13 protein-coding genes are annotated in these 20,859 nt (G+C 61.1%); 10 read left to right on the forward strand and 3 right to left on the reverse strand.

Going from position 1 to position 20,859, the window contains the following annotated elements:
• The first annotated feature begins 1 nt into the window (after nucleotide 1).
• The 4 genes from RQX22_RS14675 to RQX22_RS14690 all read left to right on the forward strand — a co-directional run bounded on the left by RQX22_RS14675 (nucleotide 2) and on the right by RQX22_RS14690 (nucleotide 5,676).
• Entirely contained in the window at nucleotides 2-1,501 is a 1,500-nt protein-coding gene (locus tag RQX22_RS14675) for an amidohydrolase family protein (RefSeq protein WP_315727302.1), read from the forward strand.
• 40 nt (nucleotides 1,502-1,541) lie between these two features.
• A complete protein-coding gene (locus tag RQX22_RS14680; RefSeq protein WP_315727303.1) occupies nucleotides 1,542-2,402 on the forward strand; it encodes an alpha/beta hydrolase in 861 nt (286 codons plus the stop codon).
• A gap of 16 nt (nucleotides 2,403-2,418) precedes the next feature.
• Complete coding sequence (locus tag RQX22_RS14685) at nucleotides 2,419-3,762, forward strand: serine hydrolase domain-containing protein (protein ID WP_315727304.1); 1,344 nt, start codon at nucleotides 2,419-2,421, stop codon at nucleotides 3,760-3,762.
• A gap of 183 nt (nucleotides 3,763-3,945) precedes the next feature.
• Nucleotides 3,946-5,676: a CocE/NonD family hydrolase gene (locus RQX22_RS14690; RefSeq protein WP_315727305.1), complete on the forward strand. Its 1,731-nt coding sequence runs from the start codon at nucleotides 3,946-3,948 to the stop codon at nucleotides 5,674-5,676.
• A 54-nt stretch (nucleotides 5,677-5,730) separates the two neighbouring features.
• On the opposite strand, the gene RQX22_RS14695 is transcribed toward RQX22_RS14690, so the two are convergent.
• A complete protein-coding gene (locus RQX22_RS14695) occupies nucleotides 5,731-6,831 on the reverse strand; it encodes a GlxA family transcriptional regulator (RefSeq protein WP_315727306.1) in 1,101 nt (366 codons plus the stop codon).
• A gap of 149 nt (nucleotides 6,832-6,980) precedes the next feature.
• Here RQX22_RS14695 and RQX22_RS14700 point away from each other — a divergent pair, with 149 nt between their 5' ends.
• The 6 genes from RQX22_RS14700 to RQX22_RS14725 all read left to right on the forward strand — a co-directional run bounded on the left by RQX22_RS14700 (nucleotide 6,981) and on the right by RQX22_RS14725 (nucleotide 17,665).
• Nucleotides 6,981-8,129 (forward strand): NAD(P)/FAD-dependent oxidoreductase, encoded by a 1,149-nt coding sequence (locus RQX22_RS14700; protein ID WP_315727307.1) that lies wholly within the window; start codon nucleotides 6,981-6,983, stop codon nucleotides 8,127-8,129.
• A 168-nt stretch (nucleotides 8,130-8,297) separates the two neighbouring features.
• Nucleotides 8,298-9,956, forward strand: a complete 1,659-nt coding sequence (locus RQX22_RS14705) for a serine hydrolase domain-containing protein (RefSeq protein WP_315727308.1) — start codon at nucleotides 8,298-8,300, stop codon at nucleotides 9,954-9,956.
• A gap of 42 nt (nucleotides 9,957-9,998) precedes the next feature.
• Entirely contained in the window at nucleotides 9,999-11,810 is a 1,812-nt protein-coding gene (locus tag RQX22_RS14710; protein ID WP_315727309.1) for a DUF885 domain-containing protein, read from the forward strand.
• Nucleotides 11,811-11,852: 42 nt separating this feature from the next.
• Nucleotides 11,853-13,223, forward strand: a complete 1,371-nt coding sequence (locus tag RQX22_RS14715) for an APC family permease (RefSeq protein ID WP_315727310.1) — start codon at nucleotides 11,853-11,855, stop codon at nucleotides 13,221-13,223.
• A 234-nt stretch (nucleotides 13,224-13,457) separates the two neighbouring features.
• Nucleotides 13,458-15,668 (forward strand): TonB-dependent receptor, encoded by a 2,211-nt coding sequence (locus tag RQX22_RS14720; protein WP_315727311.1) that lies wholly within the window; start codon nucleotides 13,458-13,460, stop codon nucleotides 15,666-15,668.
• A 116-nt stretch (nucleotides 15,669-15,784) separates the two neighbouring features.
• Nucleotides 15,785-17,665: a CocE/NonD family hydrolase gene (locus tag RQX22_RS14725; RefSeq protein WP_315727312.1), complete on the forward strand. Its 1,881-nt coding sequence runs from the start codon at nucleotides 15,785-15,787 to the stop codon at nucleotides 17,663-17,665.
• Nucleotides 17,666-17,695: 30 nt separating this feature from the next.
• Here RQX22_RS14725 and RQX22_RS14730 read toward each other — a convergent pair whose 3' ends face one another.
• Together RQX22_RS14730 and RQX22_RS14735 are read right to left on the reverse strand one after the other, a co-directional pair.
• Nucleotides 17,696-18,826, reverse strand: coding sequence for a dipeptidase (locus tag RQX22_RS14730; protein ID WP_315727313.1), 1,131 nt, complete (start codon nucleotides 18,824-18,826; stop codon nucleotides 17,696-17,698).
• A 268-nt stretch (nucleotides 18,827-19,094) separates the two neighbouring features.
• Nucleotides 19,095-20,462: a serine hydrolase domain-containing protein gene (locus RQX22_RS14735; protein ID WP_315727314.1), complete on the reverse strand. Its 1,368-nt coding sequence runs from the start codon at nucleotides 20,460-20,462 to the stop codon at nucleotides 19,095-19,097.
• Between the last annotated feature and the right edge of the window lie 397 nt (nucleotides 20,463-20,859).

Below are 20,859 nucleotides of genomic sequence, written 5' to 3' on the forward strand. Positions count from 1 at the left end.
CATGATCAGGAAACTCACCGCGGCACTCCTGCTTTCGCTGTTGTCGTCGACCGCGTCGGCGCAGCCTCGATCGGTGATCGCGATCACTGGCGCGACGATCATCGACGGCAATGGCGGAACGCCGTTGCGTGACGCATCGATCCTGATCGAGGACGACCGCATCGTTCGCGTCGGCAAGGGCGCGATCGCCATTCCGAAGGATGCCAAACATATCGACGCGTCTGGAAAATATATCATTCCCGGCCTGATCGACACCAATGTCCACATCACCGGCTTCTTCCAGCAGGAACTGTTTCCCTTGTTCGTCTATGGCGAAAAGGATGTGTATGAAAAATATGGCTATGCGCTCGAAGCGGCGCAGATGGCGCTCAAATATGGCGTCACCACCATCTTCGACACTTATGGGCCATTGCCGCCGCTGATGAAGGTTCGCGACAAGATCAGGCGCGGCGAGGCGATCGGCCCGAGACTATTCGTCGGCGGCATGATCTTGGGATGGGGCGGGCCGAATGGCGACGGGGAGCCGAGTAAGAAACTGACGCCGCTGGAGGAGCGATTCAATTCGTTCATGACACAGGGTGTCGGCACCGAGCTCACCACCATGTATCCCGACGAGGTCCGCGCGGCGGTGAACAGATATCTCGATCTCGGGCCAGACTTCATCAAGATCGGCGTGACCTCGCACCAATATGATCCGGTGACGATGACCTTTTCGCCGCGCGTACTGCGCACGATCGTCGAGACCGCCCATCAGCGTGGTGTGAAGGTCCAGGCCCACTCCTCAAGCGTCGAGGGCAATCTGGTGGCGGCCGAGGTCGGGATCGACATCATTACCCATGCGGATATCGTCGGTCGCCAGGAATTCAGGCCCGAAGCAGTCAAGACCCTCTGCGGAAGCAAGACATTCCACGGCATCTTCGCCCACATGACGACGGGACCGGCCAAGGTGCTGTTTCATTCGGAAAGCACGCCGGTCGGAACGGCGAAGCCCATTCAAGACGCCTATCTCGCTCTGTCGCCCGATCGCAAGCAAGGGACCGTCCTTCCCAAACCCTGGGCGCAATATTTCCGCGAAAAATGGGGTTGGGGTATGAGTGTCGACGTCTGGACCCGCAACCAGAAGCGACTGATCGAAGGCGGCTGTAAGATCGCGGTGGCAACGGACAGCACGCCTGGCTCTTTCGAGGACATAACGGGCGCCGCCGGATCGATGTTCGCGGACATGGGCCATGGCACGGTCCTGGCGATTGAAGGTCTGGTCAAGCTGGGTATGTCGCCGCGTGAAGCGATCGTCGCGGCGACGAAGAATGGCGCGTTGGCGACGGGCCTGGGCGACGACCTGGGCACATTGGAAGCCGGCAAGATCGCCGACCTGCTGATCCTCGATGCAGATCCGCTGCAGGATATTTCGAACATCCGCAAGCTGTCGGTGCTGATCCACGATGGGAAGATCGTCGACCGCGCGATGCTGCCCACGGATCCGAAAATCTACAATCGCTGATCTTATTCGGAAGTCGCGAACGGGATGAGGAAAAAGCAATATGATTTCGATACCACCCAAGCCCTATGTCGACCCTTTGGTCGAGATGATCGAACTTCGATCGGAGATTAACGGCCGATCCTACGAGGTGCGGATCGGCCTGCCTTTGAGCTATCATAAAGGCGAGGGCAGTTACCCTTTGCTCGTCGTCCTCGATGCCGACATGATTTTCGGCATGTCCCACGAAATCTCGATGGCCGAGGCGATGTGGTCGATGGCGCCGAAACCCGATCAGGTGCAGGTTCCGGAAATGATCGTCGTCGGCATCTCCTTGCCGGACAGGGCCACGAACCCGCTTCGCCGCAATCACGAATATATGCCGAAAATGGACCCGGCCGAATTGTCCGCGGAGACGAGGGATTATCTGGCGAACGTCACCAGGATGCTCGGCGTCGAATTGGAGACGGGCGGCGCACCCGACTTTCTCGAGATTCTGCGCACCGAGATCATCCCGCTGATGGAGGCGCATTATCGCGTCGATACACAGCGGCGAATCCTGACCGGCGTCTCCGCGAGCGGCACATTCTGCTGCTACACCTTGTTCACCAGGCCGGACAGCTTCACCGATTACATCATCGTCAGCCCGGGCCTGATGGGCGGCGAAATCAATCGCCTGGAATCGGCATGGGCTAGGCAGAATGACGATCTGCGGGCCGGTGTCCTGCTCACCGCCGGCGGCGCGGAGATCGCCGATCCCTTCCTGATCTACAGCGCCACGGCGCGGATGGCGGAGCAATTGGGTGCGCGGCATTTCCCCGGTTTGCGGCTGCACAGCTGGTTCATCCCCGGCGCCACCCACGTGCAGACCGCCGCCCCCAGCATTTCACGCGGGCTCGTGACGCTGCTGGGCACGAAATCTTGAAATCCGGAGACTTGAGATGAACGATTATCAGGACCAGCTCGAAACGGCGTTGCGGCAGACCGGAGTCACCGGTGCGTCCTGGGCCTATTGGGATGGCGAGACGCTGCACAAAGCGGTTGCCGGCCTGCGCAACAGCCGAACGCAGGACCCCGTCACGACCGATACCCTGATGCACATCGGCTCGATCACCAAGATATTCAATACGACCTTGCTGATGCAGCTCGTAGACGAGGGGAAGGTCGTCCTCGAAGATCCGGTCGGCAAATATCTTCCCGAGCTGCGCCTGGGCGATATGGACGCGCTGGGACGGATCACCTGCGGCATGCTCGTCAATCACACCAGCGGCATCGATGGCGACGTGCTTCCCGATCATGGCCCGGACCAGGAACGCGTCGCCGATGCGATCGCGCGCTGCGCCGGTCTTGGCCAGCTGCATCCGCCGGGCGAAGCGGCATCCTATTGCAACATTGCCACGGTCATCGCCGGCTACCTGAGCCAGGAGCTTGCAGGCGAAAGCTGGTACACGCTCGTGAAGACCAGGATTTTCGAGCCGCTCGGAATGGAGCATGCACTTGCCGATCTTACCGATCTGCCGCGCTTCCGCTGCAGCGTCGGCGATCTGCGCAATCCGGCGACCGGAGAAATGGTGCAGACGACGCGGCCCTTCCTGCCATTGAGCTTCGCACCGGCCGGTGCGACCTTGATGATGTCGGCGGCGGACCTCGTCACCTTCGCGCGCGCCTTTCCGACCGGAGTGGGCGCCAATGGCGTGCGCATCCTGTCCGAAGCCTCCGCCAGACGCATGGTGACGGGCACGGCGGGGCTTCTCTCGCCGCCCTGGCAGATCGGCCTCGGCTGGATGATCCTGCCGGGAAACATGATTTCCCATGGCGGCGGCGGCCCGGGCGTCGTTTCGTCCCTCTATGCGCATCCGGAATCGGGCCGCGTTCTGGCCTTGCTGACCAATTGCGACCTGCCCGACCCGCTCAAGCCGTTCGTCGTCGATCCGATCCTCGAAAGCTGGACCGGCCAGGTGCCCAACGAGTCATTGGTCTCTCCCACCGCCGTGACGCCGTTCGATGCCAAGGCTTATGCAGGCACTTACGAAAATAACATGTTCAAGCTGGATATCATTGCCGAGGCGGGGAATCCGGTGGCGCGATTTTCGACCAAGGCGAGAATCTACGACACGAGCGGCGAAGGTGAGCTATGCGCGATGTCCCCGATCGGCGAACATGCCTTCAAGATCGCCGCGATGCTGGGCGGCCGCGATGCGGAGGTCAAATTCGCCAATCCGGATGACCAGGGCCGTATGCAGGCGATTGGCGTGATGGCGAGATTGTTCGTCAGAACCGCATGATCAAAGGCTGAGCGCATCATCAGCTTGGTTGGAGCGAAGCTCGGCCGATCCCCGCGCGCTTGACTTGCCGCATGCGTCCGGACCATACAGAAATGTATTGTCGAGAAAGCCCGGAGATTGTCTGTGAGCGGCGAGAAGAGTGACAAGCGCGAGGGGGCAAGGCGCAAACCTTCTACCGACTCGATGAGCTTGCTCCGCAATGCCGGCCGCGGTGCCGCACCGGCAGTGGAGATGATGCCGCAGCCGGACATCCGCATGCTGGTGCCGATGCGCGATGGCGTCCGGCTCGACACCTATGTCTGGCTGCCGGCGGGCGGTGTTCCGGCGCCTGCGATCATGTGGCGCACGCCGTACCGCGAGGAGGTGCTGGGCTGGGCACGGCTCGGCCTGATGCGTTATGTCGAGGAGGGCTATGCGTTCGTCTGCCAGTTGATCCGGGGCACGGGCGAGTCCGAAGGGGAGTTCCAGTTCAGCTCGCCTTATGAGCGGAGCGACGGCTATGATGCGGTCGAGTGGATCGCCGCCCAGCCCTGGTGCGATTCCAAGGTCGGCATGGACGGCGGGTCCTATGTCGGTCTCACGCAATATCTGGCGGCGTCGGCGCGGCCGCCGCACCTCAAATGCATGATCCCGCATGTCACCGCGGCCGATTATTTCCAGGAAATCCCTTATTATGGCGGCTGCTTCTCGCGGCTGCACACGCTCAACTGGCTGAACCTGATTTCGGCGCGATCGCCGGCGGATCTCACCGGCGGCTTCATTTCGGCGATGCCGATATTGAGCCAGGCCGATTGGCTGCGGCGGCTGACCATGCGGCCGGTCAAGGATGCGGCGGACGATCTGCTCGAAGGCGACAAGCTCGCTCATTATCGCGATTCGCTCGATCATCCCACGTTCGACCATTGGTGGAAGGCGAAGACGATGAGCGCCGCGGACTATGCGGCCATGGACCTGCCGACCCTGATCGTCACCGGCAATTTCGACTGGAGCATCGGCACGATGACGGCCTGGAACGGCCTGATGGCCCATGCCGGGGATCGCGACGACCGCCAGCTGCTCATCGGCCCATGGGACCATGGACAGGTCTTCCTGGGCGGCGGCGACCGCTACGGGCCGTTCGACCTCGATGCCGATCTCGGTGCCGATCCCTTCCCGATCCGGCTTGCTTTCTTCGACAGGCATCTGAAGGGCAAGGGAGACGGGCCCGATCTCGGCGGCAAGGCGAAAGTCTATATTACCGGCCGCAATGAATATCGATCGTTCAGCGCCTTCCCGCCCAGGGAGGCGCGCCGGCTAGACCTGTTCCTGAGCAGCGGCGGCAATGCCAATGGCGAGCGCGGCGACGGCCGCCTCGTCGCGAGCCAAGGGCAGGGGCCTGCGGACAGGATGCAGGCCGATCCGGACACGCCCTTCATCCCGACCCTCGCCGATGCGATGGGCCGATTCCTCGACCTCACCGAACATGCGCGGCATATCGATACTCTGGTCTATGCGACCGAGCCTTTCGAGGAGAAATTGACGATCGTCGGCGAAGCGGAGCTGGTGCTGCACGTTGCGGTCGATGCGCCGGATGCCGACATTGCCGCCTACCTCGCCGAGATCCGTCCCGACGGCACGATCGCGCAATTGGCCCAGCATGCGTTGCGGCTGCGCTACCGCGAAGGATTCGACCGGGAGGTGCTGCTGACCCCCGGCGTGAAAGTCGAAGCGCGCTTGAAGCTGACCCTGGTCTGCCACGAACTGGCGCCTGGCCAAAGGCTGGCCTTGCTGCTGCGGCCGGACATGTTCCCGCTCATCGACCCCAACCCGAATACGGGCGAGCCGATCGCCACGGCTGTCGGGATGCGCAAGGCCATGCTCAGCATCTTCCACGATGCGGGGTCGCCATCGCGGCTGGAATTGCCGGTTCTCTGACAGGCCGCTTCCGGATCGAAGCGTCGATCCACTGGTGGACCGGGTATCTTACCCTCAAGCCGGCAGGAGATCGGGCAGCATGCCAGTGATGGAACATGTCGGATTGTCGGCGCGGTTGAGCCGCGTCTCCCTGATTTCCTTGGGCGATGTGCCGAACACTTCGCGGCATGTCCGGGAGAAATGCGACGCGTCCGAGAAGCCGCATTCATAGGCGATTTCAGACATGGACTTGACGCTGTGCTCGATTAGCCAGAGCGCCCTTTCGAGCCGGATCTGCCGATAGATCTTGATCGGCGACGCATTGAGTTGCGCGAGGAAGAGCCGCTCCAGCTGTTTTGCATTCACGCCCACCGTCGACGCTATGGTCGGAATCGGAATGGTCGTTCCGATATTCTGCTGCATGACGAGCAGTGCCCGGCGAATGATCGGGTTTCGAACATTGGCACTCCAATCGACCGCGGTGCGCGCCTGCGGGTGGTTGCCGGCACGCGCTTCCTCGAACACGAGCTGGCAGGCGACCTTGAGCGCGCGCGCCCTTCCGCAATGACGTTGGATGAGATGCATGGCCAGGTCGATGGAACTCGCGCCGCCGGCGGACGTGATACGTCGCCGGTCGACCAGGAACAGATGGTCGGGCTCTGTTTCTATGTCGGGAAACTCGGACTGAAAGTCGCTGAGATGGAATTGGTGAACGCAACAACGATGATTGTCCATGAGTCCTGCCCGCGCCAGCAGGAAGCTGCCCGTGCAAGCGCCTACTAATGGTATTCCGGCGTCCGCGGCGGCTCGGAGATAGTCGATGATGGACGGATCGGTGCGGTCGTGGCTCTCAAGCCGGCCGCCGATGACGACGATATAGTCGAAACTCTCCGGTGGCTTGAGACCTGAAGTGGGGAGGACCGAAAGGCCGCTGCTCGATCTTATGGCCTTGGGGCGAGGGGCCATGACTTCCCAGCTGCAATAGAGATTGCGGCTATGATCCAGTTCGTCGCCGGCAAGACGCAATGCTTCGATGAAACCTGTCAGCGCCATCAAAGTGAAGTCCGGCATCAGCAGGAAGCCGACGCGCAGTTGGACTCCTGCCAGCCGCGGACGACCGTCGGCATCGATCTTGGATCGAGAGAGCGAATCGGACTTGCCTTCACCTGAGATCATGAATCCCGTCCTCTTATTGTACCCCACCGGCCTTTCGATCGCTCGACCGCGCCTGGAATGAACTTTGTTCAAGACAATGTCGAATATCTTCTAGTGTCGTGACGGCCATTATGTCCATCTGCCGGCGGTGATCGCCGGGATGGATATTGATGCCACAATTTGACGTTGCCGTAGTCGGTGCAGGGATTGCCGGTGCCTCGCTCGCGTATGAGCTCTCCGCAACGCATCGCGTCGTTCTGCTGGAGCGCGAGCCGATCGGCGGTACCCATTCGACCGGACGTTCGGCCGCCTTGTTCATTTCACCTTATGGCGGGCCAACAATCACGCGCCTCGCCCATGCGAGTCTCCCCTTCCTGACGAACGCGCCGGAGGGTTTCACGGACACGCCGCTCCTTACGCCGCGCGGCATCTTATGGGTGGCGCGGGCGGATCAGCTCGGTCGCCTGGAGGAATTGCGAAGAACATCATTCGATGTCGGGAAAAGATTCGAAACCCTGACCATCGAGGGCGCGTGTGCACGATGTCCGGTTCTCGATCCCGATTATCTGACCGAAGGCGGCGCTGCCTTCGATCCGGACGTGTTCGACATTGACGTCCATGAACTGCATTCGGCCTATCTGCGCGGGTTTCGCAACCGATCCGGCACGTTCATGAACAATGCCGAAGTCGTCGGGCTCGAGAGACATGGCGAGCAATGGTTTGTCGAGGCAGGCAATCAGACTTTGTCTGCGAAACATGTGGTGAATGCCGGGGGAGGCTGGGCTGGAAATGTGGCGGCTCTCGCCGGCGCCGCCACCATCCACTTCACTGTTACGAAACGGACCATGGTCGTACTTCAGGCCGGTGAGCTGAATGCTTCTTCATGGCCTTGCGTCGTCGACGTGGACGAGGATTTCTACTTCAAGCCGGACGGCTCCTCGCTGCTTGTTTCTCCTGCCGACGAGTCCGAAACCTCGGCCGCGGACGCCCAGCCGGATGAATATGATATTGCTGTGGCGATCGACCGGATCGAGAAGGCGACATTGCTACGTCCAAAGGCCATAGCCGGGAAATGGGCCGGCCTCCGAACATTCGCGCCCGACGGTAATCCGGTCGTGGGTTGGGATCCGGTTGCGCCAAATTTCTTCTGGCTGGCCGGACAAGGGGGTGCCGGCATCATGACAAGCCCTGCCGTGTCGCGGCTGGCCTCCAGTATGATAGCGGGCGACGGCTTTCCTCGGGAACTGATGGATCTCGGCGTGTCGGAAGCCTGTCTGAGTCCCAGCCGGTTGCAGCCTTCAATCCAGCATGTGCCATAGTTTCTGTATGTCTCGGAACTTCGCCATCATGCATGCCCGAAAAGTTCAAGCCTTTGTCGTATATTTGCTATCCGACAATTGCCTGGATCAAGGAACTTCGGCGTCGAGAAGGCCTGGGTGAATGACCTTACCCGGGCCGAATATTCAAATGAAAAAAAGGGGAGCGTGATGCGGAACAAGGTCATGGGCGGTTCAACGGGCTTCAGCCGATCCGCTAAATTCCTGGGGGCGATACTCTTGGCGGCTGGCTCCGTTGCTGCCAGCGCCGCACCGGCGAAGGATGTCGACACCTTTATCGATGCCTTGATGAAGGAATGGGACATTCCGGGCGTGTCGGTGGCCGTCGTCAAGGACGACAAGATCATTTTCGCGCGGGGCTATGGCGTGCGCCAGGCCGGCCGGCCGGAGCGTGTCGACGAGAATACCAGCTTCGGCATCGGCTCGGTGACGAAATCGTTCAATGCGACCGCGGCGGCGATGGTCGTCGACGACGGCAAGGTCGGCTGGGACAAGCCGGTCATCGACTATATTCCCTCATTGCAGTTCAGCGATCCCTGGATCACCCAGCATGCCACGGTACGCGATCTGGCCGCCCATCGCCTCGGCATCGATGGATTTCTGAGCTACTTCGTCCGCGGCGGCGATCTTGATTCAACGGTCCGCGGTGCGCGCTATATCGTACCGCAAGCCGCCTTTGGTGCCTTCACCTACTCGAATACGGGGACGACGATCCTCGGCAAGGTGATCGAGAATGCGTCCGGCCAGAGCTGGGACGATTTCGTCACGAGCCGCATTATCAGGCCGCTTGGCATGAAGAATTCCTACAGCACCGAATATAGCTTCATCGATCAAGCCAATCTGGCAACATGTTGGCTCTGCGCTTTGCCGGCGGGAAGGCCGGTTGGAATCGACGCGCTGAAGGATCCGAGTGCGAACGTGTCGGTTCCGCATGGACTGGTACCGGCCGGCGCATCGGAGGCCGGAGCCGAATATAAGCTTCAAGTTCTTCCCTGGAGATCAGACCGCAGCGTTTTCCCCGCAGGCATGCTCCATTCATCCGCGCGTGACATGGCGCAATATGTGCGGTTGCACCTTGCAAACGGCCTCTATCAGGGGAAGAGGTTGGTGAGCGAGGCGCAGATGCGCCAACTCCATTCGGCGCAGGTCCTCATGACGGCCGACTATTACAGCCACTACCCCGAGGGCGGATCGACGATCGGTTACGCCATGGGATGGCAGACCGGGACTTATAAAGGGCGCCGCACCGTCTCACATGGCGGCGGCCGGGTCGGATATAATGCCAACGTTGTCATGTTTCCGGACGACAATATGGGAATCGTCGTCCTCCAGAATCTCGATTACCAATCCGCTTTCACCGCCGCGACGATCTCCTTGCGCGTCGCCGATCACTTCCTGAACATTCCCGTGTCCCGCGAAACTGAGCAGAAAATCATCGCGCGCCCGAAGGATTGGAAGCCGGTTTCGGCGCGGCCCGCCGAATGTGACGCGACGGGCAGTGGCGAGACGCCGTCTGCAGCGGACATCGCCGGGAAATATCATAGCGATCTGCTCGGCGACGCCGAGATCGTCGTCGAGAATGGGCGGCCGGCCTTGGTCTTCGAACCGACATCCGTCGCCGACCTGGTTCCCGCCAGGCGCGGAAGCTTCACGGCATGTTTTCGCGGATACCAGCCGGCTGCTTACCCGGTGAGGTTCACCTACGATGCCGCCAACAAGATCATCGGCTTCGTGTTCGCGGAGGGCTTGCATGGAATATCCCCGCTGAATCCTGCTTCCCAAGCCGTGGACTATGTAAGGGTGCAATGACGACGACCGGTCGGCACGCATGCTTCAGAACGAGAGGATGAAATGATGGTCGTCGCGCATTTCAGGCTGATAGCCATTGCTGCCTTGTTCGCTTTGGGAGCGGGACTGGCAGAAGGTCCGGCAACGGCTGGGGCAGGTGCAAGCGGCGCAGAGGCATCTCAAGCAAAGGACGGCGTCAAGGCCATCGCCGACGATTTGCTGGCCCATCTGCGCGCGACCGAGCCTTATGTGCGCCTGAGCCAAGGGCTTCCCGTCACCCGCCTGGACGATCTGTCGCCGGGGGCAGCCAAGCGGGAAAGCGAATTCGCCACTCGGCAACTTGCCAGGTTGTCGAAAATAGATCTGGCCGATTTGCCGCACGATCAGTGGATCCTGGCAGGGACGCTCCGTCACCATTTCGAAAGCCGTGTTCATGCCCAGGAGGATTATTGGCTCAGTTTCGCGGTCACCCCTTATAATGGCGGGTTCGCGCTATCGGGGGCCCGACAAATTCTCCAGGGACAGCCGCTCGATAGCCCGTCGCAGCGCGAAAATTACCTGAACCTGTTGAACGAATATGCCCGGATGATCGAGGAAATGACGTCGAAAACCCGGGCACAGGCGGCACGCGGAATTCGGGTGCCGCGCCCGGCGATCGACGGCATCAAGGCGAGCTATATCGGCTTGAGGGACGCGGCGTCGCAGATGCTGCGCGTGGCGCCGGGTCGGCTCGATAAAGTGGATGCAAAGCAACGCGCCGATTTTGAGGCGGCCGTTGCAGGCCGCATAGAGAAGCGGATCGTTCCGGCACTCGACAATGTGATTGGTGTTTTTGACGATCTTTATGTTTCACAGGCGCCAACGGACGTTGGCCTTGGCCAATATCAGGGAGGGCTGGAGAGCTACCGGCGGCGAATTACCTATAATACCGGCCTCCAACTGACGCCTCAGCAGGTGCACGACCGCGGCTTGGCGGCACTCGCCGATATCGACGCAAAGCTCGAGGCCATCCGCGCGAAGGTCGGGTTCAAAGGCGATCGCCAGGCATTCGAAGCGCAGTTGCGCAAGGATCCACGCTTCTTCGCAAAAACGCCCGAGGATCTTGAAGGACGGTATCTGGCCTATATTGGCCGGATCGAGCCGACAGTGCCGCAATATTTCTCGACTCTTCCGAAGGCCGGTTATGGCGTGAAACGATTGGACGCGGCTGGCGAGGCGGGGATGACCTTCGGCTATTATCAGGACCCGAACCCCTCCGAACCGCGCGGCTTCTACCGATATAATGCATCGGAGCTTGATAAACGTTCACTGATCATGGCGCCGCATCTGATCTACCATGAGCTTATCCCGGGACACCATTTCCAGGTCGCACTGGCGGCGGAGGACAAGTCTCTTCATCCGGTTCGCGAGTTTTTGTTCAATGCGGCGTTCAATGAAGGATGGGCCGAATATTCCGCCCATCTGGCGGGGGAAATGGGCGGATATCCGGATCCGTATGAAGAATATGGCCATCTGCTGACGCAGTCGTTCATGGCCACACGATTAGTTGTCGATACGGGCTTGAACGCCCTCGGCTGGTCGTTGGACAAGGCGCGTCAATATATGCGCGCGCACGGCGCGGAATCGGACGCCTTGGCTGCCACCGAAACGCTGCGATACTCGACCGATCTTTACGGTCAGGCTCTTGGTTACCGGTTGGGCTACGAGCAGTTCCGGACACTGCGGAAGCGCGCAGAGGCGGAATTGGGCAATCGCTTCGACATTCGCGCCTTCCATGCGGCTGCCGTCGGCAATGGTGCGATGCCCCTCAATGTGCTCCAAGGCCATCTTTCATGGTTCATTGCGCAGCAAAAGCGCGCGAACGTCAGTCAATGACCGGCGATCGCTGCGCCACACAGGCCGAGCGGTCCAATCGTCGTGACTGATCCGGCGGGCACCGCAGGCCCTGTGTCCCTGCGGCCGGTGCTGGGCCGCTGGCAATTATTGTCCATCGGCATCGGGGCGATCATTGGTTCGGGAATTTTCGTCATACCCGGCCCCGCGGCGGCGCAGTTCGCCGGGCCCGCAATCATTTTCTCCTTCCTCATCGCGGCGTTCGGGTGCGTGCTGGCGGGCCTGTGCTATGCCGAGCTTGCGGCCATGTTTCCAAGCGCGGGCAGCGCCTATTCGTTCAGTTCGCGGGTGTTCGGGCGGTTCGTCGGATGGCTGGTCGGCTGGTTGCTGATCCTCGAATATCTGTTCGCCGCCGCGATCGTCGCCCAGGCTTTCTCAGGCTATTTCGCGGTCCTGCTCGGGCCATCGGTTGCGTCGTCGCCGTTGATCGTGAATCTGCTGTTGCCGGTGATGATCATGGCGGTCGCGGCCTTCATCGCGGTTCGTGGGGTCGACTTCTCCGCGACCGCGGTGAGCATCCTTGTCGCGATCAAGGTCGGCGTCATTCTCCTGGTGATCGTGGCGGGCGCGCAATATGTCGATCCCCGGAACTGGCAGCCATTCGTGCCGGCCAATACGGGGGTCTGGGGCGAATATGGCTGGAGCGGCGTTCTGCGCGCGGCCGGTATCGTGTTCTACGTCTATCTGGGGTTCGATACGGTCGCGGTCGCCGCGCAGGAAGCGCGCCGGCCGCAGCGCGATGTCCCGTTCGCACTGATCGGTTCGCTGGCCACCTGCACTCTCCTGTTCATTCCGATGATGCTGGTGGTCACGGGGATGGTCGATTATCGCGCATTGAACGTCGCCAATCCGATCGGCGTTGCCGTGGAGGCCGCGGGCCCGGAGGCCGGCTGGATGGTACCGCTCGTCAGCATTGGCGCGACCATCGGCATGGCATCGGTTCTGATCGTCATATTGATGGCGCAATCCCGAATATTGTTCGCAATGGCCCAGGATGGCCTGCTGCCGGCCAGCCTGGCGCGCTTGCACCGCGAAAAGCGGACGCCGGTCGCCGCAACGATCGCGACCGCAATCGTGGCATGCGGAATAAGCCTGTCGGTGCCGATCGCGACCTTGGGCCATATGGTTTCCATCGGCGTCCTGTCGGCGTTCGTCGCGGTCGCCGCCGCGGTCCTGGTGTGGCGCCGCAAATATCCCGACGCGCAGCGGCCGTTTCGCGCGCCCTGGGTCCCGGCCGTGCCGATCGGGGCCATCATCGTTTGCGGCTATATGGCCTTCGCCTTGCCGGGAGAGACCTGGCTGCGCTTCGGGATCTGGATGGTGCTGGGCATCCTCATCTACCTTGTCTACGGCGTCCGCTCAGCCAATAAGGCGGACCGCCAACGGCAGGATTAGGATCGAAAGCGATCCTCGCCGGCATCCGCTCCGCATCAGCGCGGCGACATGATTTCAACGCAATAGTTTTTCCGACAGCGCGCCCGGGCGCGGCTCCGTTGCAACCAAGTTCAAGCCGGCTCAAACCTTCAATCTATTGTCGAATAACTTCTATTCCCGATCGCCCCCTTCGCCGCAACCTGACCATGATGACGGCCATGTGCAGGGAAGAGGGGAAAAGAAATGAAATCGAACATGACGTTGGCGCTCCTGGCGAGCAGCTTTCTGTTTCCGGCGATGGCTGCGGCGCAATCATCGGAGCAGGCGGCCGAGACCGCCGCCCCGAACGAGGGGGGAGCGCCGGCTGGCGAAGGAGCGCAGGAGATCGTCGTTACGGCCCTCAAGAAGGGAACGGAGCGGCTTCAGGACGTGCCGGGTTCGGTGACTGCGATCAGCGCGGATTCGCTGGTCGAGAGCAATCAGCTGCGCATCGAGGATTATTATACGAAGATTCCCAATTTCAGCGTCTCGCCATCGCCGGACATCGGCAATTCGCAGATCGTCCAGATCCGCGGCATCACCACCGGCCTCGGCAGCACCCCGACAGTCGGGATTTTGCTGGATGACGTGCCGCTCGGCATTACCGGGAACACGATCCCGGATCTCGACCCGAGCGATCTGGCGCAGATCGAAGTCTTGCGGGGGCCGCAGGGCGTGCTGTTCGGCAGCGCCACCATGGGCGGTTTGGTGCGGTACGTCACGAAGGACCCTTCGACTGAGCGGGTGTCGGGCCGGGTCCAGGCCGGGATCAGTGGCGTCGATAATGGCAACTCGATCGGCTATTCGCTGCGGGGCGCTGTCAATCTTCCCCTCAGCGAAACGCTCGCCGTTCGCGCCAGCGGATTCTTCCGCAACGAACCCGGCTATATCGACAATCCCGTCGTCGGGATCGACGGGATCAACGAGCAGGATTCATATGGCGGACGCGTCGCCATCCTGTGGCAGCCGTCCAGCTCCTTCTCCGCCAAGGCGAGCGCTCTTGTCCAGAAGGTCAAGACCGACGGGTCGGGCCAATCCACCCTTGTTCCCGGTTTCGGGAACCGGGAGCAGAATTTCGTTATCGGCACCGGTATCTTCGACCAGACGATCCAGGCCTATAGCCTTACCCTGAAGGGCCAGATCGGCAGCTTCGACCTCACGTCGCTCACCGGCTATAATGTGATGGAGTTCACGAACTCCTTCGATGCGACCTTCGCTTATGGCCCGTTCGCGACGCTCTTCTTCGGTCCGGATTATACCGCTTCCAAGGTTTTCCCCCATTCCAACGCCAAGGGTTTCACCCAAGAAGTCCGGGCCTCCACACCGATCGGGAGCATGTTGACCTGGCAAGTCGGAGGCTTTTATCGGGCCGATAAGCTCGACACTGACATCGATTATGCGGCGGTGAATGCAACGACCGGCGCAATCGCCGGCAACCTTCTTAAAATTGTTAGCCGGACTCATTCTTACGAAAAAGCGTTATTCACTGATCTGATTGTTCATTTGACGGATCGGTTCGATGTCGAACTCGGCGCCCGACAGAGCTGGCTCAGGGGTGTGAACGACTTTTCGACGCTTTCCGGCGCTTTTTATCCTACTCCGGTGCCAAGTCCCCGCAGCGAGAACAAGTCCAAGGCCTTCACTTACCTGTTGGCACCGAGGTATAAGTTTTCGAGGGATCTGATGGTCTACGCAAGACTGGCCTCGGGCTTTCGGCCCGGCGGCGGTGTTTCCAATCCCACGCCAGCGGACACCTGTATCGTAGCCGATGTGCCTTGTTCCTACGGTCCCGATAAGACAAAGAATTATGAAGTGGGAATGAAGGGAAGCGTGCTCGACAACAGATTGAGCTTCGATCTTTCACTTTACCATATCGACTGGACGGGTATCCAATTCCTGCAGAGCAACCCGGTCAATTTTTTCACCTATATCGACAATGGCGGCAAGGCGAAGAGCGAGGGTGTCGAGCTTTCGCTGGTCGCCCGGCCGGTCAGGGGTTGGACTGTCTCGGCGTGGGGTGCCTATAACAATGCGGTGCTGACGCAAGACTTTCCGGCGACCAGCACGGCCTACGGATTGAAGGGGGATCGGCTGCCCAACAGCAGCAAATATTCCGCCAATCTTTCCATCGAGCATCATTTCAGCCTCAGTGAAAGTACGACCGGTTTCGTTGGCGGTTCGCTTAGCTATGTCGGCGACTCTTATGGCATCTTCCTGCCGACGCCCGGGAGGACGCGGTTCGACGATTATGTGAAGCTGGATCTGAACGCCGGAATCAATCACGGCTCTTGGGCGTTCAACATCTACGTCAACAATCTGACCGACAAGCGCGTGGCGATCGGCGGCGGCCTGGGAACCTATCCGCCTTACGCCTTCCGATTCATCCAGCCGCGCAACTTCGGGTTCTCCATCGCTAAGACCTTCTGATGGAGAACGGGTAAGAATCTGGATTGGCATCGTTCGAGGATCAGCGTTGCCAATCCACATCTGCTCTTGTGCGTCCACCGAGATGGGGCCGCTGGACGCTAGGATGGGAGAAAGGCATGGGCCGGTCGAACGACAAATCGCGCAGAGCCTTTCTGGCGGAGGCTGCAGCTGCAACTATCGTCATCCCGGGATGGGCCAATGCCGGAACCGGCGGATCGTCCTTCGCTCGATTGGGAGGGGAGGCGGGAGATCAGCCGTTCGGCAGTTCCGCGATTCGCGTGGTCAACGGTCTCCCCGCCGGCGAGATCTCGCCCGCAATCCATTCCCGCCCGCGAAGAGAGTATAATCTGCTCGCACCTATGCGGGACGGTGCCAGGCTTGCCGTGGATATCATCGCGCCCGATGCGGAGGGACCGTTTCCGGTTATCCTGACCCGCACGCCCTATGACAAGACGAGTTCCCGGACCAATCCGTTCGTCCTCGATCTCGTCCGCCGGGGCTATCTCGTGGCCGCGCAGGATGTCCGCGGCCGCTTCAATTCCGATGGCGAATTCGATCCATATCGTCAGGAACATGATGACGGTTACGACACGGTCGAATGGCTGGCGAGGCAGCCATGGTGCGATGGCAATGTCGGGATGATCGGCGGATCCTATGTCGGTCAGACCCAATGGTTCGCGGCGTCGCATGCACCGCCCGCATTGAAGGCGATCGTGCCGACGGTTTCCCCGCCCGGGCACCCGTTCATGAACGAGCCGCTTTATGGCGGCAGCGCGATATTGGCGATGCCGGAATGGATGGTCGCCATGGGCCGGCGCAGCTTCCAGATGGCCGACTTCTCCAAGATACTCGAGGCACATCAGGATTATTTCGAGGCGCTTCCGCTGTCGAAGCTGGAGAGGATCTCCGGGACCTCCACGCCTTGGTGGCAGGAGTGGATGAAACACCCAAAATTCGACGCTTTCTGGGAATCGTGTGGCTATGAGCAATATTGGCCCAGGATAAAGGTGCCGGCGCTGAACATTACCGGCTGGTGGGACATGAACTTCCTCGGCGCGCCGCGCAATTTCGCCGGGATGCGGGTGCATGGCCGCACCGAGGAAGCGCGGGAAGGGCAGCGGCTGGTGATCGGTCCCTGGCCGCATCACGTGAACCAGACGCGGGAACTGAACGGCATCGACTTCGGCCTCAACGGGATCGTGGACCTCAACAGCTACACGATCCGATTCTTCGATCGTTGGCTTCGCGGTAGAGGCAAGGAACTGGATGCGGACCCGCGGGTGCACATCTTCGTGGTCGGGGCCAATCAATGGTGGGAAGCCGATACCTGGCCCTTGCCGGGCACGCGGCAGACTCCGCTCTATCTGCACAGCCAGGGACGCGCCAATTCCCATCGCGGCGACGGTGCGCTGTCCTTTGCAAGGCCACGCAATGAATCGCCGGACAGCTATGTTTCGGATCCGCTGGATCCGGTGCGTTTTCCGTGGCGCCTCGAAGACGGGCCGGTCGACGATCGGCCGGTGGCGGCGCGGCCCGATGTCCTGTGCTACACGTCGGATGTGATCACCCAGCCGCTCGACGTGGTCGGCCCGATCAATGCCGTGCTATTTGCCTCATCCTCGGCGCGTGATTGCGACTGGCATGTGCGCCTGGCGGACGTGCATCCGGACGGCTCGGTCCGTTTCATGTGCCACGGCGTTTTGCGGGCGCGATTCCGCAATGGCTATGAGCGGGGGGCGTTACTGAGGCCGGACGAGATCACGCGCTTCGAGATCGATATGACCGCGACCGGCATAAGATTCCTGCCCGGGCATCGCATCCGGATCGAGATCGCCTCGAGCTGGTTCCCCCGGTTCGACCGCAACCTTCAAACCGGCGCGGACAATTTCTTCACCGATACGGGCAAGCCCGTCGTGGCGCGGCAGCGAGTCTATCATGACCATGTTCATCCGTCGCACATCTCGCTGCCGGTCATCGTTGCGGCTCCGCGGGCCTGACGATTCCGGTGCCGTGTCGGACAAGCCGGCCTAACTGCCCCAGACCTGCTGATACACGCGCAGCCAATTGGCTCCCAGAAGCTTGTCGAGTTCGCTCTCGGTCCAGCCGCGGCGCTTGAGCCCGCTGATGACATTCGGCAATTTTGAAATGTCTTCGAAATCCTTGACCGTCGATTGTATTCCGGGCCCCATCGACCATGTCGGGAAAGCGGCACTGTCGTCGGGATCCATGTCGAAAGTGTCGGCCGCGCCGAGGATGAAGTCGGGTCCGAGCCCGACATGATCGACACCCACAATCCGTTTGGCATGATCATATTGATCCAGATGCTCGTCGAGTGTCGCTTGCCGCGGGGCTTCGCCTACATTGCCCCGGTTGCGGGTGTGGAAGGCGCTCACCGCAGTGATCCCGATCACGCCTCCGGTCGAAGCGATCGCCGATGCCAACCTGTCGGATATCGCCCTGGCATTGTCGTTCAGCGCCCGGAAGTTGGTGTGCGAACAGACGATGGGGACGCCTGAGGACGCTTCGATCGCGTCGAGGCTCGTCCGTTCGCCGGTATGACCGCCCACATCGAGAACGATCTGATTCTTGTGAAGTTCTTCCACGAGACGCTTGCCGGCGCGCGACAATGGAACCTCGTCATCCAGGCAGCCGCTGCCGAAAACATTGTAGACGTTGTAGCACAGGCCCTGAACGCCGAGACCAAGACTCTTGCTGGCCCGCACCTTGGCCGCCATCTGCTTGAAGCTGCCCAATGGGAAATTGCCCTCGAACAATGCCGTCTCGAATGCATCCGCCACCTGGGAATTGAAGAAGGCGGCAATTTTCCCCGCTGCCTGCGCCTGCCGGATTTCGGAGACGCTCTTTGCCAGGACGATTTGATCGCGGAATTCGTAAGCGAACCGGTAGCTGTTCTCGAACCCGTCGAAAGAAAGATTCATGCAATCCACACCGCCCGTTTTCAGAAGGGAGATGTAGTTCTCGTTCAAGGCGCTTGTATCCAGGGCGCTGACCACGAGGCGCCGTGGCGCCGAGGCCGGGCCTTGTTCGATCGCTTTTGAAGCGGCGACAGCAGGCACCGCAGCCCCGATTGCTGCGGCGGCGATGAATTGTCGGCGGGAAACGGAATCGAACCCGGACGGGCGTTCGTCATTGGTCACACATGCCTCCATCATATTGCCCGCTTCTCCGCCTGCGAACGGGCCAAGGACACCGAACGGGTGCCTGGTCCGAAGCTGCCGTCCATCACGAAGCAGCCGGAATTCCAAACCGGATCTAAGTGTCACGCTCCTTCGAGCGAAACTTGCATTTTTACGACAAATGCCATGATTTCTTCGAACGCGCTCGCCGTAGTGACAGCCTGCCGTCTCGTTCGGACCAAGTCGTGCTCTCGCACCGCTCCGGCTGCCCGTTTCGAGGCGTGAAGAATCAGCCCTCCCGCCGATAGATCTTTCCAAGCCTGGCGTAGGAGGCCTTGGACTGGCCATCCTCGACGATGAACGTGACCGGCATGCCGAGGTCGCTGAGGAAGCGGCCGTCGTCGGCAAACGGCGTTAGCGTGAGCGGCGGCATCGGGAAGGTGAAGAAGAGCTTGCGCATCAGCATCTCCAGCCTCTTGTCGCCATCGGTCGTGATGACGAGCTTGCCGTTCGTTTCGACCACCTCCGCGAAGCTGTCGTCGGCGACATAACGGCCGACATAGGGGGCAAGATCGACCTCGATCGGCTGGGCCGGGGCCGCCGGCGGCGGATTGGCAGTGATCCCGAATTCCGCATTCAGCAATTCGTCGGTGATCCGCTGGGTGAGCATCACCCCGGTCATGCTGTTGGTGAGCACGCCGATCACCGCGTCGTGCGCGGGCACGACGCTGAGGTCCGAATGCATGCCGGCATTGCCGCCGCTATGGGTGACGATCGTCGTGCCGCCGGCGTCGCGCAAATGCCAGCCGAGCCCCCATTCGTCGCTGGCGCCCCAGGTGGCAGGGAATTGCGGCTTCAGCATCTCCGCGATCGCATCGGCGCTGAGCACCTTCTTGCCGCCCGCCGATGTGCCGCCGTCGAGATGCATGCGGCCGAAGCGCATGAACGCGTCGATGTCGCACCACATGGTGAAGCCGGCCGGACCGTTGGTGGAATCGAGGCGAAAAATGTCGGTGCGCTTCTGCGGGTCCGTGGGCGACGCGCCGATATGGCCGACAGCGACAGGATCGAGGATCAATCGTTCGGGATCGCAGCTGGCATGGCAGCCGAGCGGCGCGAGGATCCGTTCGTCGAGGGCATCGTCCCAGGTCTTGCCGAGCAGCACTTCAACCATACGGCCGAGCACCAGCATGCCGGTGTTGGAATAAGACCAGTGCCGGCCAGGCGGCGAGTTGAAGGGATAGGTGTTGAGCACCTGCATGGCGCGGGCGAGCACGTCCGGTCCCGGCTTCAGGCCGTACATGCCGTAGCCCGGGAGGCCCGCGCTGTGATTGAGGAGCATGCGGGCGGTGACCTGGCTCCGCTCCGCCTCGGAACCCATGCGGAAGTCGGACAGATAGGATGTGACCGGCGCGTCGAGATCGATCAGCCCGTCATCGACCAGAGTCATGAACAAGGCGGCGTTGAACACCTTGGTGACCGAACCCGCGGCGAACAATGTGTCGGCGCGGACGGCGGCGCCGGTTTCGGCATTGGCGATGCCGTGATGCGCGAGGATCTTCTCGCCGCCGATGCTGATGCCGACGGCGATGCCGGTCACATTCGCTTCCGCCGCCAGGGCTTCGACGCGGGACTGGAGCGCTTGCTGGGAGATCATTCTGCTTCCTTCATATTCGAGATGCGGACTCTTTCGGGATGCGGGCCCGGGTCCGGCATCCACGCCGATAGATACGTTCGACATGGACATTGATGATGAACGACCATACACTAGTGTCCGGTAATTTCCATATGAAAGTGCTGGGAGATTTCCGCCGAAAGCGCCGCTTCATTGCATCGGCTGGCCGCCGCGACCCGGGGCAGGCTGGAGCGGCTGGAGAGAATCGACGTTTCTGCACTCACCCGCACCGAACGGCTGCCTGCCGAGCATCTGCGCCACTGGTTCGAGGATGAGACGAACGAGCCGCAGCGCTGGTGGACCGGTTTCGGCGTCGCGCCCTATAATGCCGCCTCGCTCGCTACCTTTCCGGGGATGCTGTTCGGTCCGATCGACCTGC

The sequence above is a fragment of the Sphingosinicella rhizophila genome, assembly GCF_032378825.1.
Taxonomy (GTDB): domain Bacteria; phylum Pseudomonadota; class Alphaproteobacteria; order Sphingomonadales; family Sphingomonadaceae; genus Allosphingosinicella; species Allosphingosinicella rhizophila.

Bases quoted from the DNA above. Each gene is read 5' to 3' on its own strand.
- RQX22_RS14675 (WP_315727302.1), top strand. From the start codon at position 2: ATGATCAGGAAACTCACCGCGGCACTCCTGCTTTCGCTGTTGTCGTCG.
- RQX22_RS14680 (WP_315727303.1), top strand. From the start codon at position 1,542: ATGATTTCGATACCACCCAAGCCCTATGTCGACCCTTTGGTCGAGATG.
- RQX22_RS14685 (WP_315727304.1), top strand. From the start codon at position 2,419: ATGAACGATTATCAGGACCAGCTCGAAACGGCGTTGCGGCAGACCGGA.
- RQX22_RS14690 (WP_315727305.1), top strand. From the start codon at position 3,946: ATGAGCTTGCTCCGCAATGCCGGCCGCGGTGCCGCACCGGCAGTGGAG.
- RQX22_RS14695 (WP_315727306.1), bottom strand. From the start codon at position 6,831: ATGATCTCAGGTGAAGGCAAGTCCGATTCGCTCTCTCGATCCAAGATC.
- RQX22_RS14700 (WP_315727307.1), top strand. From the start codon at position 6,981: ATGCCACAATTTGACGTTGCCGTAGTCGGTGCAGGGATTGCCGGTGCC.
- RQX22_RS14705 (WP_315727308.1), top strand. From the start codon at position 8,298: ATGCGGAACAAGGTCATGGGCGGTTCAACGGGCTTCAGCCGATCCGCT.
- RQX22_RS14710 (WP_315727309.1), top strand. From the start codon at position 9,999: ATGATGGTCGTCGCGCATTTCAGGCTGATAGCCATTGCTGCCTTGTTC.
- RQX22_RS14720 (WP_315727311.1), top strand. From the start codon at position 13,458: ATGACGTTGGCGCTCCTGGCGAGCAGCTTTCTGTTTCCGGCGATGGCT.
- RQX22_RS14725 (WP_315727312.1), top strand. From the start codon at position 15,785: ATGGGCCGGTCGAACGACAAATCGCGCAGAGCCTTTCTGGCGGAGGCT.
- RQX22_RS14735 (WP_315727314.1), bottom strand. From the start codon at position 20,462: ATGATCTCCCAGCAAGCGCTCCAGTCCCGCGTCGAAGCCCTGGCGGCG.